Here is a 15,744-nt window from a genome sequence, read left to right as displayed (position 1 = left end):
ACGTCAAACGTCAAACATTACTGCCGTTCCCGTTCTTCGTCTTTTTTGATATCTTCGGCGCTGACGGGTTTGCTTTCTTCATGGACTTCATGAGCCCCTTGGAGATGATCTTCCGCCTGCGGTACGGGCTTGCTGTACGTGACCTGGATATGATAGAGGAAAGTAACGACGGTCCGTTTAATCGATTCGATCATTTCCTCGAACATTTCATAGGCTTCGAATTTGTATTCGACGAGCGGATTCTTCTGGCCATAAGCCCGCAGATTGATACCTTCCTTGAGGGCATCCATGGCATCGAGGTGGTCCATCCACTTGCTGTCGACGACGCGGAGCATGATAGCCTTTTCCAGTTCTTTCATGGTCTGTTCGCCAATTTCCTTGAGACGTTCGTCATAGAGGTCGACGGCGATCTGTTTCAATTTATCTTGGACTTCGACGCGGCTCAAGTTTTCCAGTTCTTCTACTGTCGTAGCGTTCTTAGGTACGAAATACTGCTGCATCTGAGCTAGGAGACCGGCAAAGTCCCATTCTTCCGGATAGAGCTTTTCGTCAGCGTATTTATCCAGGCCTTCGTGGATGATATCGTCGACCATGCCCATAATGGTATCGCGCAGGGAATCCGCTGTCAGGACCTGACAGCGCTGGCTGTAGAGGACTTCACGCTGCTGGTTCATGACATCATCGTATTCCAGGACGTACTTACGGATTTCAAAGTTATGGCTTTCGACTTTCTTCTGAGCCTTTTCGATGGACCGGGTAATCATCTTGGCCGTAATCGGTTCGTCTTCATCCATGCCCAGCTTATCCATGAATTTGGAAATATTTTCTGAGCCAAAGATACGCATGAGGTCGTCTTCCAAAGACAGGAAGAACTGCGTCGTACCAGGGTCGCCCTGACGGCCGGCACGACCTCGCAGCTGGTTATCGATACGGCGGCTTTCGTGGCGTTCCGTACCAATGATCATCAGGCCGCCCAATTCGGCGACGCCTGGCCCGAGCTTGATGTCCGTGCCGCGGCCAGCCATGTTAGTAGCGATAGTGACCATGCCTTTCTGACCGGCGTTCTTGATGATTTCCGCTTCTTTTTCGTGGTACTTAGCGTTGAGCACGTTGTGGACGATATTTTCCTTGTCCAAGAGCTGACTGAGGATTTCCGACTGGTTGATAGATGTCGTACCGACCAGGATCGGCTGGCCCGTAGCGTGGCGCTTCTTGACTTCCCGGACGACGGCGCGGTACTTAGCGTTTTTCGTCTTGTAGATGACATCTGGCAAGTCCTTACGGATGGCTGGCTTGTTAGTCGGGATGACGTAGACATCGAGCTTATAAATCTTATTGAATTCGTCTTCTTCCGTCTTGGCCGTACCAGTCATGCCGGCCAGCTTATCGTACATGCGGAAGTAGTTCTGGAAGGTAATCGTAGCCAAGGTCTTGCTTTCGCCCTGGACTTTGACGTTTTCCTTCGCTTCGATGGACTGATGGAGGCCATCGCTGTAACGGCGGCCGAACATGAGGCGGCCGGTGAATTCATCGACGATGACGATTTCACCGTTCTTGACGACGTAATCCTTATCGCGGTGCATCATGAAGCGCGCCCGCAAGGCCTGGATGACCAGGTGGTTCAAGTCGAGGTGGTCGTTATCGAACATGTTGCTGATGCCCAGCATCTTTTCGACTTTAGCAACACCCGAGTCGGTCGGCGCGATGGTCTTCTGTTTTTCGTCCATCGTGTAGTCGTCCTTGGTGAAGGTCTTGACGATGCCTGCCAGCGTGTAGTACAGGTCCGTCGATTTTTCACCCGGGCCGGAAATGATGAGCGGCGTCCGCGCTTCGTCGATGAGGATCGAGTCCACTTCGTCGACGATACAATAATTGAGCGGCCGCTGTACCATCTGGTCGGCACTGATGACCATGTTATCGCGCAGGTAGTCGAAGCCGAATTCATTGTTCGTCCCATACGTGACGTCGGCGTTGTATGCCCGGCGGCGCTGGTCATACGTGAGGTCGTGGACGATGAGGCCGACAGACAGACCGAGGAACTTATAGATACGGCCCATGTCTTCACTGTCACGAGTAGCCAGGTAGTCATTGACGGTGACGACGTGGACGCCCTTCCCCGTCAGGGCATTGAGGTATACCGGCAGCGTCGCGACCAAGGTCTTGCCTTCACCAGTACGCATTTCGGCGATATCCCCGCGGTGGAGGACGATGCCCCCCAGGAGCTGGACGTCAAAATGGCGCATCCCCGTCACACGACGCGAAGCTTCGCGGACGACGGCAAAGGCTTCGGGCAGAATGTCGTCCAATGTTTCACCGTTGGCCAGACGATTCTTGAACTCGAAGGTCTTCTCCTGCAGCGACGCATCGCTCAGGCCTGCCAATTTCGGTTCCAGATCATTGATGCGGCGGACAATGGGCCACATCTTCTTTAATTCATGCTCCGTGTTATTCCCGAGCAGTCTTTGTATCAGTTTATTAAACACCTATCCGAGACCTCCAATTTACACAATTTGCAATCTACTCTGTGATATTATATCAATTATACATTATACCGTGATTGCCGCCTATTTTGCAACCGTTTCAAAGGGATTTAAGAAAATATACACGTATTCCTTTGGGAAAGAACAGGTATTTTCCCATATACAATGCCGCATGAATATGCTAAAATGATTTTATTATTTATTTATCCACCACGTGAAAGGGGTTTTATCATTATGATGCAATATGATGTGTCCATATTGACAGCCTTTGCCCTCTACTTACTGGCAATGCTGGCGATTGGCGTCTATTATTCCCGGTCCCAGCAGCGGCTGAGCGATTACATCCTCGGTGGGCGCAGCCTGGGTCCGTGGATTACTTCCATGAGTGCCGAAGCGTCGGACATGAGCGGCTGGATGCTCATGGGCGTACCGGGCTTCGCCTATTCTACAGGTATCTCTGCCGCCTGGATTGCCATTGGCATCGCCATCGGCACGTATCTCAACTGGCAGTTCGTCTCCCAGCGGCTGCGTAACTATACCGAAGTGGCCAATAACAGCCTGACCATGCCGGACTATTTGAAGAACCGCTTCCACGATGAAAAAAATATCATCCGCATCATCTCGGCTATTTTCATCCTTATATTTTTCCTTATATACACGTCATCGGGCTTCGTCTCCGGCGGCAAGCTCTTTGAATCGGTTTTCGGCATGGACTACTTCTCGGCCCTCCTGCTCAGTGCCGGCGTCGTCGTCATCTACACCTTCCTGGGCGGCTTCATGGCCGTCTGCTGGACCGACTTCATCCAGGGCTGCATGATGTTCCTGGCCATCGTCCTGGTCCCCTTGGTCGGCATGATTGCCTTCGGCGGCTGTGACGCCGTCATGACCCGATTGGCTACGACGGCACCGAACCTGCTGGAAATGGCTCCGGACACGTCGACGACAGGCATCATCGGCATCATCTCCGCCCTGGCCTGGGGCATTGGCTACTTCGGCCAGCCGCACATCCTGGTCCGCTTCATGGCCATCGGCGACCCGACGGAACTGAAGAAATCGAAACACATCGCCATGACCTGGGTCGTCATCTCCCTGGCCGCTGCCGTCCTGGTCGGCCTGGTAGGCAAAGTCATCATCCCGACCCCCTTAGTCGGCGCCGATTCGGAAAAAGTCTTCCTGGTCATGAGCCGCCATCTCTTCCCGCCCTTTGCATCGGGCCTCATCTTGTCCGCCGTCCTGGCTGCTATCATGAGTACCGCTTCGTCCCAGCTCCTGGTCACGGCATCGGCCATTTCCAAGGACTTTTACCACACCTTCGTCCGCAAGAACGCCAGCGATAAAGAGTTGATCTACGTCAGCCGCCTGACGGTCCTCGTCGTCGCCGCCCTGGCTATCGTCCTGGCCCTCAACCCGAACAGTTACATCCTGACCATGGTCTCCTATGCCTGGGCTGGCTTCGGTGCCGCCTTCGGCCCGACCATCCTCCTGTCCCTGTACTGGAAGAACATGACCAAGAACGGCGCCCTGGCCGGCATCATCGTCGGCGGCCTGACCGTCCTCATCTGGAAACAGTTCGCCTGGTTCGGCCTCTATGAAATCGTACCGGGCTTCCTCTTCTCGCTCATCGCCATCTACATCGTCAGCAAACTCGACGGCGGACCGAGCCAGGAAATCCAGGACGAATTTGAACAAGCCATCCACCATACCCCCAAAATCAGCGTCCTCCATAATGAGGAAGAGTAGGGGCTCGCACGTGTCGAGCCCGCAGGTCGCAGTCGCAGACCGCCATTATTTGCCTCTCCTGCAAACTGAATACTTAAAAAAGCTGTCGCATTATGCATTCCTGCTTAATGCGACAGCTTTTTTTATTCACTAGTTGCTAACTGCTAGCTTGCTAACGGCTAGCCCCTAATATTCCGGTTCGATGAGGCCGTATTTCCCGTGTTTCCGTTTATAGACGACATTAATCGTATCGGTCTTGGAATTGAGGAAGACGAAGAAGTCGTGGCCTACGAGGTTCATCTGCAAGATAGCTTCTTCGACGTCCATCGGACGAGCGGCGAATTTCTTGACGCGGGCGACTTCAAAGGTTTCTTCCGGAACAGCCGGCCCTTCGACAAGAGCGTCATTGAAAGCACCTTTCTTCATGCGGCGGGCGATTTTTGTTTTGTATTTATGAATCTGGCGGACCAGTTTATCATAGACTAAATCGATAGCAGCATACATATCATCGTTGGCTTCGACGCCGCGGAGAACGACACCGTCGACTTTCAACGTGATTTCAGCGATTTTCCGATCTTTTTCTACAGAAAGCAGGGCCTGGACATTGACTTCGTCATCAAAGTATTTCGTAACTTTCTTTTCCTGTTTTTCAACGTGATCTTTCAGAGCCGGTGTAATTTCTAAATTTTTACCTCTAACGATGGTTGCCATAAAACATCCCTTCCTTTCGTGGGGAGATCCTGTCTAAAGAATGTATGGCTTTCATTCCTTGTGGTCTCTTCCCTTATATGTATAGTATTCAACACGGGGATGCAAATTCCTTCTAAAAAAACAAAAAAATTTGAATTTTTTTATTTTGGGGCCGACGGCCCCGCCGGTCGCAGGCCGTCTCGGACTCAGATGCCGTTTTGCGGCAACAAACTCAAATTGAATACATCGCCTCGAGTAACCCTCGGCTCGTGAAAAAATAGTGGCTCGTGGCTCGTCGTTCGTGGCTCGTAAAAACCTACCATCATACAAGAATAGGTATGGCCAAATCTCGCAACGGGCCGCACAAGGCTCCCTTTATAGGGGAGCTGGCCGCCAAAGGCGGTCTGAGAGGTTAAAAGGTCGGCCCCTACGCACAAGACCGCTGGCTGTGTATTTTTTTTGCGATCTGCGCTCATTTCCATCGCCTGTATGCGATACCGTAGGGGACGACCCGGAGGATGTTCCGGAGGGCGTCCCGTCGCGAATCCCGTGCATAGCCAGAATTTATGACGAGTGGCACTCGGTCGTAATACAATCATGAGTCTGTCGTGGCGAAGCCACATCTGAGTCCGAGGAAAGCACAACAGCATTTCATTTAAAGATAGTGCCGTCGTGTATTATTTTATGCCGTCTGCATACTTTCTAACGGGTCTTTGACGACTGGCGAATCATAAACGGTAAAGGGATCAATATCAATGCATCGTGTTTCATCACGATTGCCTTCTAAATCCCAAGCGACAGTACCATTCAACACAGTCATACATGAACGAAATGTATCCATATCCTGTAACTTCCGAAAAACCCCTGGCTGAGTAACTAATCGAGAAGCATCATATTTCCGTACGGTTCCATCATTGAAATACACAAATATAGAATAACCTTCACCGGGAACAGCCTGTAAAACTTCCGGAATGAAATTATCCATAAAATCAGCCCTTTCTCATTGGCGGTACAGGAACAGGTTCCTTTCCATCTTTAACCAGTTCCCAATTCTGCATAAGTTCATCTTGATACAATACACACCAAGCTAAAACAATTTTTAATTGCCTGCTTGGTAAGAATCCACGAATAACACAAGCATTTTGAATATCAATTAACGCTTTATTACCTGCGTATTCTGCATGAATATGTGGTGGATTATGGTCATTATAATAAATCGTAATACGAATACCAAAAAACATACTAATTACAGGCATCATCATCACATCCCTAATACTGAAAGCAAAACTATATTTATATTATACTCAAATTTCTTTAGAAAACATAGGGCAAATTAAGACTAAATCCTACACATTTCTATGGCCGTATAACTGCACCATAAATAGAAACTTACGTCGAATTTAAATACTGCTGCGCGCAACAGATTCAGAATAATGACACTATCCTTTTTCGTTCATCGTAAAAGCCTGCCATTATACTCGAAAAGGCTGTGATGAAATCTCGCAACGGGACGCCTTAATCAGGTTGGCCCCTACGCACAAGGCCACTGGCCGTGTATTTTTGCGGTCCGCAGGACCGCGGCGAACTGCGGCTTGCGTTCTTATTTGTTCTCATCTCCGACGCAATAGCCTGATTACTTGTACTTTAACACAGGGATATGATACGATAATGTTGGTTAATCTTAGGAATTACTTCACTAAATAAACCTTTGCATGTTGTCTGCGGAATCGGTGATGATAAATTGTGGATTATTACAGCTTATCGTCCCGATGAAACTATGTGGGATTCATCTTTTACAAGGAGAAAGGTGTGAAATATCATGTCGACCTGCTTTTTGTGCAAGGGAAAAATTGAAAACCAGCTGACGACTTTTATGGTAGATTTAGGAAATTGTATCGTCATCGTTCGCAATGTTCCATCACAGGTATGTACCCAGTGTGATGAAACTTCATATACTGATGAAGTAGCCGAACAGCTGGAACATATCGTAAACAGCGTCCGTAATTCAATGACAGAAATTGCCGTAGTCAATTATCATTCCGCAGCATAAGAAAAACTTTGTATTCGATTCAAAAAATAACTGTCTCTCTTAATGAGAAGACAGCTATTTTTTTTGACTCAGATGCCGCTTCGCGGCAACAAACTCAAATTGACTACATTGCCTCGAGTGACCCTCGGCTCGTGAAAAAATAGTGGCTCGTGGTTCGTCGTTCGTGGCTCGTAAAAACCTGCCATTATACTCGAATGGGCTGTGATGAAATCTCTCTGGCGGGCTTCCCCTCTACTGCGGTCCGTTTCAGCAGCCGTCTTGCCATTCCTTACAGTCATGACCTGACGGACTGAAAAGGCACGGGAAGCCCCTACAGTTCGGCCATGGGCCGTGTATTTTTTGTGGCCTGCAGACCACGCTCTTTTTTCATCGCCTGGCTGCGATACCGTAGGGGCCGTCCCAACGGGCGGCCCGCCTGAATTCTGTGCATATCCGGAATTTATGACGGACGGCGCATGGTCGTAATACAATCATGAGTCTGTCGCGGCGGAACGCCGCATCTGAGTCCAAGGAAAGGCCGTGGCGTGTTATTCGTAATCAAAAAACATACCATTAAAACCGAATGGGCCGTGGTCGAATATCGCAGCGGGCCGCACAAGGCTCCCTTTATAGGGGAGCTGGCCGCCAAAGGCGGTCTGAGAGGTTAAAAGGTCGGCCCCTACGCACATGGACGTTGGCCGTGTTTTTTTGTGGCCTGCGTCTTTTTTGTGCAAAAAAAGACCACCCATTTCTGAGTGGTCTTTGTAATCTTCCTGTGAAAGGAGAGATTAGAATACGAATACGAACTGAGCACGTGTTTCTTCGCCCGGATCAGCATCGCCTTTCTTAGCGCTGGTTGCGAAGGACTGCATTACCTGGAACTGAGCGTTCTTAGCGAAGGTGTAGTCGACGCCAGCGCCCCAAGATTTAACGTTGTTCAAGAGGCTGCCTTCTCTCCAGCCATAGGTGGATCCAATGAAGTCGCCATTATCAGCGAAACCATCGTCTGCATTGAGGTATTCAACCCAAGCGTCCCAGGATTTCGGCGTAGCAAAGTTAGCAGCACCGTAGGTCAGGCGGCCAACCCATACTTCGGGATCGTCCTTAGAGCTGTCCGTATTGTTATATTTTTCATAGTTAGCCAAGGCATTCCATTTACCGAAATTAGCACTAGCATAAGCGCCCCAAGAATCATCAAAGCCAAAGCTACCGGTACGATCCTTGCCACCAGCAACAGTATAATCGTTGTAGTAAACACCAACTGCCGAACCAGCTGCACGACCGCCGCCGAAGAAGCCATCTAATTCGCCGTAGCCGGTCTTGACACCATCGGTATCCGTAGCCATCGAGCCTTCTTTAAATTTACCATAACCAGCGGTTGCAGCAAATTTGTCGTTGTGATACTGCAACTGAGCGCCGTCGAAGGTATCGCCATAGAGGAAGCCATAGCCGTGGCCATTGCCCATGTCGTATTCATAACGACCTACGAGGAGGTCCCAGTTGTTGCCGCCGAAGTTGTAATCGACGTTGGCCAAGTCCGTATAGATATTGTTATTATCGCTATCGCTAGCCGTGCTATTGTCAGCAAAGCTTATGCTATTAGTGCTAATACCATAAGTAACTTTCGTGCGGTCGTTGACCTGAGCATTAGCGCGGACGCGGACACGGTAGGACCAGGAATCATCGTTCTTCGTAGCTGCATTAACCGGTTCGCCGGCTTTATCTTTGTCGCCTTCGCTCTGGTGGATATAACGGATACGAGCGTCACCAGTCAATTTAACGTTGCCAACGCGGTTTTCCAAAGCGCTTACGCGAACGCCGAGGTTGTTGAGTTCGTCAGCATATTCGTCAGCCAATTTGTTGATGAGAGCGCGCTGTTCGACAGAAGCTTTGTCCATATGAGCCATAGCTTTTGCGACCATTTCAGCGGCTTCGTAACGGGTAATGTTACGGTTGCCCTGGAAGTACTGGCCGTCAACGCCCTGGATGATGCCGGCGTCAGCCAATTCTACGACGGATTTGTAAGCCCAGCTGTCGGACGGTACGTCGACGAACGGGTTAGCTGCGAAAGCACAGGTTGCGCCAACAGCCATAGTTGCTGCGAGAGCTGCTAATACTTTTGTTTTCATGAGGATTACCCCTTTTCCAATAAAAATAAGTTTCCTAAAGTCTTACTCCGTTACAAGCGAGAGACAGAAACATATTTTCTGAGGGTTCATTGGCGAGTTGTCCTAGTTTCCTCTCTTTTACTGCCTCAGACCGTCTGTTTCTTCGTACCTCTTTTCACTAGTATACCTGCAATGCACTACACTAGTTCTTTTTCACTATACCGTATTTTGTAACTTTTGTCAAAATTTCGTAAATACAAGTTCATTAAATAAGGCTACTAAACTGCTTAAATAAGCCATCTTTCACTAATTATGCCAATTTAGCATATGCAAAAAAAGCTATACCATTTATATTCGCTCTATTGGGGTTGTCCATATCGATTTCACATGTCGTTAAACATTTCATAGAAAATTGGCATTGCCCTTTATTCATCCATAAAAAAAGACCACCCATTTCTGAGTGGTCTTTTGCAATCTTCCTGAAAAAAGGAGAGATTAGAATACGAATACGAACTGAGCACGTGTTTCTTCGCCCGGGTCGTTGTTGCCGTCTTTAGCGCTGGAAGCGAAGGACTGCATTACCTGGAACTGAGCGTTCTTAGCGAAGGTGTAGTCAACGCCGACACCCCAAGATTTAACGTTGTTCAAGAGGTTGCCATTTCTCCAGCTGCGAGTCGAACCAAGGAAGTTTCCTTCTTCATCAACAAATGCATCATCAGCATTGAGGTATTCGACCCAAGCATCCCAGGACTTCGGCGTAGCGAAGTTAGCCTTGTTATAGGTTAATTTGCCAATCCAAACTTCAGCATCGTCTTTTCCATCAATAGCATCTTTGTAGTTTTCATAGTTAGCGAAGGCATTCCATTTACCGAAGTTAACGCTAGCATAAGAACCCCAAACGTCAAGATTGTCAGCATCATTCTGCGGCATAATATTATTATAATATACCCCTACTGCAGAACCAGCTACGCGGCCGCCGCCGAAGAAGCCTTCCAATTCACCGTAAGCAGTTTTTGAAGCTTCATTCGATACTTTGTTTTCAAAGTTGCCATTTTCATCTTTCCACCAAGCACCAACAGCTGTATTGCCACCGATGATGCCTTCTTTGAATTTACCATAACCAGCCGTAGCAGCGAACTTGTCATTCTGGTACTTCAATTGAGCGCCATCAAAGTTATCGCCATAGAGGAAGCCATAGCCACGGTCACCGCCCATGTCGTATTCATAGCGGCCAACCATCAAATCCCAGTTATTGCCGCCGAAGTTGTAGTCAACATAAGCACGGTCAGTGAAGATATTGTCATTTTTGCTATTGCTAGCAGTCGTGTTATCAGCGAAGCTTACATTGTTGGTGCTGATACCATAGACGACTTTCGTACGGTCGTTGACCTGAGCATTGGCACGAACGCGGACACGATAAGTCCAAGAATCATCGTTTTTAACCTTGTGGTCAGTAGTCGTTCCATCATGTTTATCGGTTTTCTGATCATCGCCGCCCTGGTTGATGTAACGGATACGAGCGTCACCGGTCAATTTAACGTTGCCAACGCGGTTTTCCAAAGCGCTTACGCGAACGCCGAGGTTGTTGAGTTCGTCAGCATATTCGTCAGCCAGTTTGTTGATGAGGGCGCGCTGTTCGACAGAAGCTTTGTCCATGTGAGCCATAGCTTTTGCGACCATTTCAGCGGCTTCGTAACGGGTGATGTTACGGTTGCCCTGGAAGTACTGGCCGTCAACGCCCTGGATGATACCAGCGTCAGCCAATTCTACGACGGATTTGTAAGCCCAGCTGTCGGACGGTACGTCGACGAACGGGTTAGCTGCGAATGCGCAGGTTGCGCCAACAGCCATAGTTGCTACGAGAGCTGCTAATACTTTGGATTTCATGAGAATTACCCCTTTTCCAATAAAAATAAGTTTCGTAAAGTCTTACACCGTTACTAGCGAGCACCGAAACGTATTTTTTCCAAGGGTTCATTGGCGAGTTGTCCTAGTTTCCTCTCTTTTACTGCCTTGAAAAAGGTACTGTTTTTTTGCTCTTTCCGCAGGTGTTGCCTGCATCCGCACCACACCTGTTGCGATTATTATACAACTTTTCCTGAAGTTTGTCAAAACTCCATATCTGTAACTCAGTTTTAGCAAAATAAAGATTGGCTTAACAGCGCCATTCAGCTTCCATTTTTTAATCTTATTTTTTGATTCCCTAAAGCTTATTTTTGCATAAAAATTTTGTAAATGGTTATTTATACAGTTCTTGTCGTTTTATATGTCGTTATCGTTATAAACGTTATTGACTCTCATTCTTTTATTCTGCAACCATTGTGACCATGACTGGCTCCATCCCTGTTTCGTCTGGTCCTGTACATACTGATAAAATAATGACACCATTTCGTGTTTTTCATGATAATACGGGCCTTTCCAATCGCCTCGTTTGGGACGGGATACGTCATGTGGCGTGTAGTTGCCGCCGATTTCATACTGGCGATAGACGATATCCCGATAAGGTACGTCGGGATTCTTTATCATATCGTACATGACCATGTAAGCCGTCGTCCGGCCGGCTCCGGCTTCGCAATGGAAATGGAGCCAGGCATCGTCTGGCAAAGTGCGGACGAAAACTAGGAAGGCGTCGATTTCGCCCGGCGTCGGCCAGAGATGGTCCGTATTGGCCAGGCGGACGTAGTGGACGCCCTTGCTTTCTGCCAGTTCCTGTTCCGTCTGGACGCGTCGTACGGTCATAATCTGAGGGTGAACGGGCAAATCGCCTTTCCCCTGGTCGTAGACCGTGACGTCTGTCCCCAAAGCGGCCTGCAAGCGCTGCTGTTCATCGATGAGAACCTCGGCTTGGGACTTTCCTATATTTCCCCAATCGTGACGGCCATACCAGCTGACGGCCGTGCCGTCAAAAAAGCCGTGTGACTCCTGGCGCAAGTCGACGTCATAAATAGGACCCTTGGTCTTTTTCCGCAGCTCATGGATGAGGGCGTCGAACTGGCGGGCCGAAAACTGGCCGGACCCGGAAATACGCAGGTCATCCAAGCCCTTCCGGGACGGAACATAAGACGCATCGACTTCCGATGCATATTTATGTTCTACCGCATGAAAAGGCGATTGACAAGTGCGGAAATTACGAGGCAGCGAGGCATTATTTTCCGCATCAATACGCCAGAAATGACCGCGATACGCCATCGGCGCCAAAGCTGGCAAGGGAGTTCGTACACCTTGAGAAAGCGCGATACTGTCGCCATTTCCCTGACCTTGAACAGCCATCCCCATAGCCGAAAAAACGGCCAAGATGACTGCGATTTTTTTATACCCAATCATAAAATTACCTCCTGTAGTAATTATTTATTTTCATGCATTATGTGTGTTTAGTAAAACGTGTTAGGGAATATATATAAGGGGCCTAACGGCCCCGCCGGTCGCCGTTTGCAGACCGCCGCATTTTTTCGTTCATCGTATGTCGTTCGTCGTTCATCGAATTTCGGGCCTGACGGCCCCGCTGGCCGCCTTGGACTCAAGGCAACAAATTCAAATTGAATACATCATCTCGAGTGACCCTCGGCTCGTGAAAAAATAGTGGCTCGTGGCTCGTCGTTCGTGGCTCGTAAAAAGTCTGCTATTATACTCAAATGGGCTGTGGTCAAATCTCTCTAGCGGGCTTCCCACGTGGAAGCCCCTACAGACTTACCTATTATACCAGGATAGGCTGTGGCTAAATATTGCAGCGGGCTGCCCAGCCACAGCTGTCCGTTTGAGCAGCCGTCCTGCGCCTCCTATTAGTCGGCACCTGACGGGCCAAAAAGGCTTTCGGGACAGCCCCTACGAATGCCCCCGATTGGGGCTATTTTTGTGGTCTGCCAGCTGCGGCCGGCAAACTGCGTTTATTCCATAAGTTTGTCGCGGCAACGCCGCATTTGAATCTGAGAAAGGACTGCGCATGATAGTCTATGCTTTCAAGCAACAGTCCCTTCCCTATCGGCTAAATGCCATATTTTTAAAAAGTTTTTTCACGAAAATTAAATCAATTTATTTTTCTTCGCGATATCAGCAATAACTTCCAGGGATAGCTTGGTATACTGAGCAATTTTTTCAAAAGGTACGCCATCTTTCAGCATTTCCAGTACATCGTCCTGCTTCCCTAAATTCCAACCACGTTTTTCGCCTAGTTTACGTCCGCGTTTTTCGCCACGCCGTTCAATACCTTCGCTCAAGTTACACATTGTTGCCACTCCTTTCTCCAAGTGCGGCGTTACCGTTACGTTAAATTCTTTTGCTAGCAATTCCTGCTTTTCTTGGGAACCCATGTTATCTAAGAGCAGCATGTTTAGCAGCCGCAGGATACCTTTTAACTGTTTATAGCTCTTGCTTCCCAGACAGACCAGGACGATACTGATCAAATCATAATGACTTCGTTCGGCCTGTGTATGACCAATTAAATGGTCTTCCGTGAGACGATACCTTGAAATATTGTACTCCCATTTTTTCGTTGGCATCGTGCAAATCCAGATGGAATAGACCTTCTGGATTTTTTCGTAATGAGATTTCACAAAGACTGTCCCATACTGACTGGAAATCATGCGTCCGCAATAATAGACAGCTCGCTTCAACAAGGGATAGCCCGGATTGAAATCGTTCTGCGCTTCCAAGTTGATGATGAGCTGGATGAGTTTTCCATCCCCGGGAGCTACGGCATGGAACCGGATATCGTAATAGACCGTTCCTTCTGCGCTGGCTTTGTCTTCTGTCTGCTCACTCTCGATGCGTGGCGAAATAGCTTCCAGTTCCACCGCAATGCGACTGATGCTCAGTTCACCCTGGATATAGCGTTGGGCAATATCCTGCAAATCACAATCCTTGAATTCTTCCGTGCAGGCCTTCAGGATATGGGCCATAATGCCCCGCTCTGAAAGGACCCGCTTGCACGCCTCGTCATACGCTTTCTTTTGCGCCTTGGCCTGTTGTGCCGAATCGGACATGACATCACACCTCCAGATTCATTTTTATTGTATAATAATCGTTCCCGCTCCGCAATAGAGCGGCTCATGATTCCATGATACACCACAAAACAGGGGCAAACAGAAATTCTAATCGTTTTTTAATCGAATTTCCGAAAACTTAAGGAATCGTTAATGTAAATTGGGGCCTAGCGGCCAGGCGAAAATCCGTTCATCGTAGGTCGCAGTTCGTTCATCGAATTTTAGAACTGATACCCCCTACGCGCTGAGGGTTTCCCGAAGCGTCGTTGTTGGTTTGAGCCTGTCATGGCGGAACGCCGCATCTGAGTCCGAGGAAAGAGCCGTGGCTCGTGATTTGTAGCTCGTGGCTCGTAAAAGCTTGCCATTATACTCGAATGGGATGTGATGAAATCTCTCTGGCGGGCTTCTCACGGGAAGCCCCTACAATTCGGCCGCTGGCCGTGTATTTTTTTCGGTCCGCAGGACCGCGACGGTCTGCCATCTGCGGCCTGCGGTCTGCGTTCTTTTCCCTACTTCAACCTCTCAGTCAGCTTCGCTGACAGCTCTCCTATGAAGAGAGCCAATGGCTTAAAAAGAAAACCTCTCCCTATTGGGAGAGGCCTTCTTTCAAGGCCTCGATTTCTTCGGCCAGTCGTTTTTCTTCTTCCTCGTTGCGTTCGATGGTGATAGTGAAGGCCATGCCTTCATCGGCGCCGTCTGGCAAGAGTTCCAGTGGGAACTGGAGTTCGTGTTCATCGTCGTTGAGGATGATGTAGGCTGTCTGTTCGGTTATGCGGTCGATGCTGCCGACGAGTTCTTTTTTCATATCAATGCTCCTTTTCGATGCTGTATGACGAGCCGTCGGTGGTAATGGTGATGACGCCGTTGCGGTCGGTACGATAGACTTCGACGTTGTATTTCTGCAAGGTCTTCAGCGTCGGTTCGTGCGGGAACTTGTACTGGTTGCCGGCGGCGCAGGAAATGGTTGCCGCTTTCGGGGCTACGGCTTTGACGAAGGCGTCGGACGACGAGGTCTTGCTGCCGTGATGGCCGACTTTGAGGACGTCCGATTTGAGGTCAGCTGGTTTATAGTCCTTGAGGATCTTTTCTTCGACTTCTTTCTGGGCATCGCCAGTAAACATCATAGAGAACTGGCCATAGGTCATCTTGCAGACGATGGAATTGTCATTGGTCAGGCCGCTTTCAGAAACGCCCTGGGTATTTTCTTTAGTGAAAGGCTTGCCCGGCGACAGGACGGTAAAGGTAACGTCATCGCCCAGGGTGAAGGTATCGCCCTTTTTCAAGGTCTTATAAGCAATATTCTTGGCCTTGATGTTCTTCAGGTAATTGCGGTACATGGCCGTATTGGCACTCTGGCCATTGTCATAGATCTGCTTGATTTTGAAGTCCTTGAACAGTTCCGCCATGCCGCCCAGGTGGTCGCCGTGGGGATGAGTGATGACGATGATGTCGATATCCTTGACCTTGCGTTCCTTGAGCTGTTTGACCAAATCGGCCCGGCTGTCGACTTCGCCTGTATCGATGAGCATATTCTTGCCTTTATACTGGATGAGCGTCGCATCGGCCTGACCGACGTTGAGGACGGATATGCGCAGGTCCTTGTCAGAGGCACTCAGGGACTGGACGGCCTTGGCCCCACCAGACGAGCTGGACGACGCACTGTTGCCACAGCCGGCCAGGACGAGCATGAAGCTCATGACCAGGGCCAGGGCGGCGGTAAAGAGTTTTCTTTTTTTCAA

Annotated in this window: 13 protein-coding genes; 3 read left to right on the top strand and 10 right to left on the bottom strand. The window is 49.1% G+C overall.

Annotated features, from left to right (window positions below; genetic code table 11):
• Nucleotides 1–17 precede the first annotated feature (17 nt).
• Nucleotides 18–2,483, bottom strand: a complete 2,466-nt coding sequence (gene secA / locus ACFCTO_RS00905; RefSeq protein WP_302420474.1) for a preprotein translocase subunit SecA — start codon at nt 2,481–2,483, stop codon at nt 18–20.
• Nucleotides 2,484–2,714: 231 nt separating this feature from the next.
• Between secA and putP the strand changes: the two genes are divergently transcribed.
• A complete protein-coding gene (putP, locus tag ACFCTO_RS00900; RefSeq protein WP_499876185.1) occupies nt 2,715–4,220 on the top strand; it encodes a sodium/proline symporter PutP in 1,506 nt (501 codons plus the stop codon).
• Nucleotides 4,221–4,385: 165 nt separating this feature from the next.
• Here putP and hpf read toward each other — a convergent pair whose 3' ends face one another.
• The 3 genes from hpf to ACFCTO_RS00885 all read right to left on the bottom strand — a co-directional run bounded on the left by hpf (nt 4,386) and on the right by ACFCTO_RS00885 (nt 6,151).
• Complete coding sequence (hpf, locus tag ACFCTO_RS00895) at nt 4,386–4,910, bottom strand: ribosome hibernation-promoting factor, HPF/YfiA family (RefSeq protein WP_499876184.1); 525 nt, start codon at nt 4,908–4,910, stop codon at nt 4,386–4,388.
• 661 nt (nt 4,911–5,571) lie between these two features.
• A complete protein-coding gene (locus ACFCTO_RS00890) occupies nt 5,572–5,874 on the bottom strand; it encodes a DUF2442 domain-containing protein (RefSeq protein WP_292302429.1) in 303 nt (100 codons plus the stop codon).
• A gap of 4 nt (nt 5,875–5,878) precedes the next feature.
• The gene (locus tag ACFCTO_RS00885) at nt 5,879–6,151 is read right to left on the bottom strand and encodes a DUF4160 domain-containing protein (RefSeq protein WP_292107498.1); all 273 of its coding nucleotides are present in this window, start codon (nt 6,149–6,151) and stop codon (nt 5,879–5,881) included.
• A gap of 416 nt (nt 6,152–6,567) precedes the next feature.
• Here ACFCTO_RS00885 and ACFCTO_RS00880 point away from each other — a divergent pair, with 416 nt between their 5' ends.
• Nucleotides 6,568–6,702, top strand: coding sequence for a DUF4258 domain-containing protein (locus ACFCTO_RS00880; RefSeq protein ID WP_368043719.1), 135 nt, complete (start codon nt 6,568–6,570; stop codon nt 6,700–6,702).
• A gap of 6 nt (nt 6,703–6,708) precedes the next feature.
• Nucleotides 6,709–6,939: a type II toxin-antitoxin system MqsA family antitoxin gene (locus ACFCTO_RS00875; RefSeq protein ID WP_481325404.1), complete on the top strand. Its 231-nt coding sequence runs from the start codon at nt 6,709–6,711 to the stop codon at nt 6,937–6,939.
• A gap of 767 nt (nt 6,940–7,706) precedes the next feature.
• On the opposite strand, the gene ACFCTO_RS00870 is transcribed toward ACFCTO_RS00875, so the two are convergent.
• The 6 genes from ACFCTO_RS00870 to ACFCTO_RS00845 form a co-directional block, all read right to left on the bottom strand.
• Nucleotides 7,707–9,047, bottom strand: a complete 1,341-nt coding sequence (locus ACFCTO_RS00870) for an S-layer homology domain-containing protein (RefSeq protein WP_499876183.1) — start codon at nt 9,045–9,047, stop codon at nt 7,707–7,709.
• A 474-nt stretch (nt 9,048–9,521) separates the two neighbouring features.
• A complete protein-coding gene (locus tag ACFCTO_RS00865; RefSeq protein WP_499876182.1) occupies nt 9,522–10,913 on the bottom strand; it encodes an S-layer homology domain-containing protein in 1,392 nt (463 codons plus the stop codon).
• 375 nt (nt 10,914–11,288) lie between these two features.
• Nucleotides 11,289–12,350 (bottom strand): protein tyrosine phosphatase, encoded by a 1,062-nt coding sequence (locus ACFCTO_RS00860; RefSeq protein ID WP_499876181.1) that lies wholly within the window; start codon nt 12,348–12,350, stop codon nt 11,289–11,291.
• A 695-nt stretch (nt 12,351–13,045) separates the two neighbouring features.
• Nucleotides 13,046–14,005: a hypothetical protein gene (locus ACFCTO_RS00855; protein WP_294023894.1), complete on the bottom strand. Its 960-nt coding sequence runs from the start codon at nt 14,003–14,005 to the stop codon at nt 13,046–13,048.
• Nucleotides 14,006–14,591: 586 nt separating this feature from the next.
• Entirely contained in the window at nt 14,592–14,810 is a 219-nt protein-coding gene (locus ACFCTO_RS00850; protein WP_020310910.1) for a DUF3006 family protein, read from the bottom strand.
• Nucleotide 14,811: 1 nt separating this feature from the next.
• Nucleotides 14,812–15,744, bottom strand: a complete 933-nt coding sequence (locus ACFCTO_RS00845) for a ComEC/Rec2 family competence protein (protein WP_292262590.1) — start codon at nt 15,742–15,744, stop codon at nt 14,812–14,814.

This window comes from Megasphaera indica (genome assembly GCF_046614755.1).
Classification (GTDB): domain Bacteria; phylum Bacillota; class Negativicutes; order Veillonellales; family Megasphaeraceae; genus Megasphaera; species Megasphaera intestinihominis.
The sequence above is the reverse complement of the archived record's forward strand: the minus strand, read 5'-3'. Positions and strand labels throughout refer to the sequence as shown.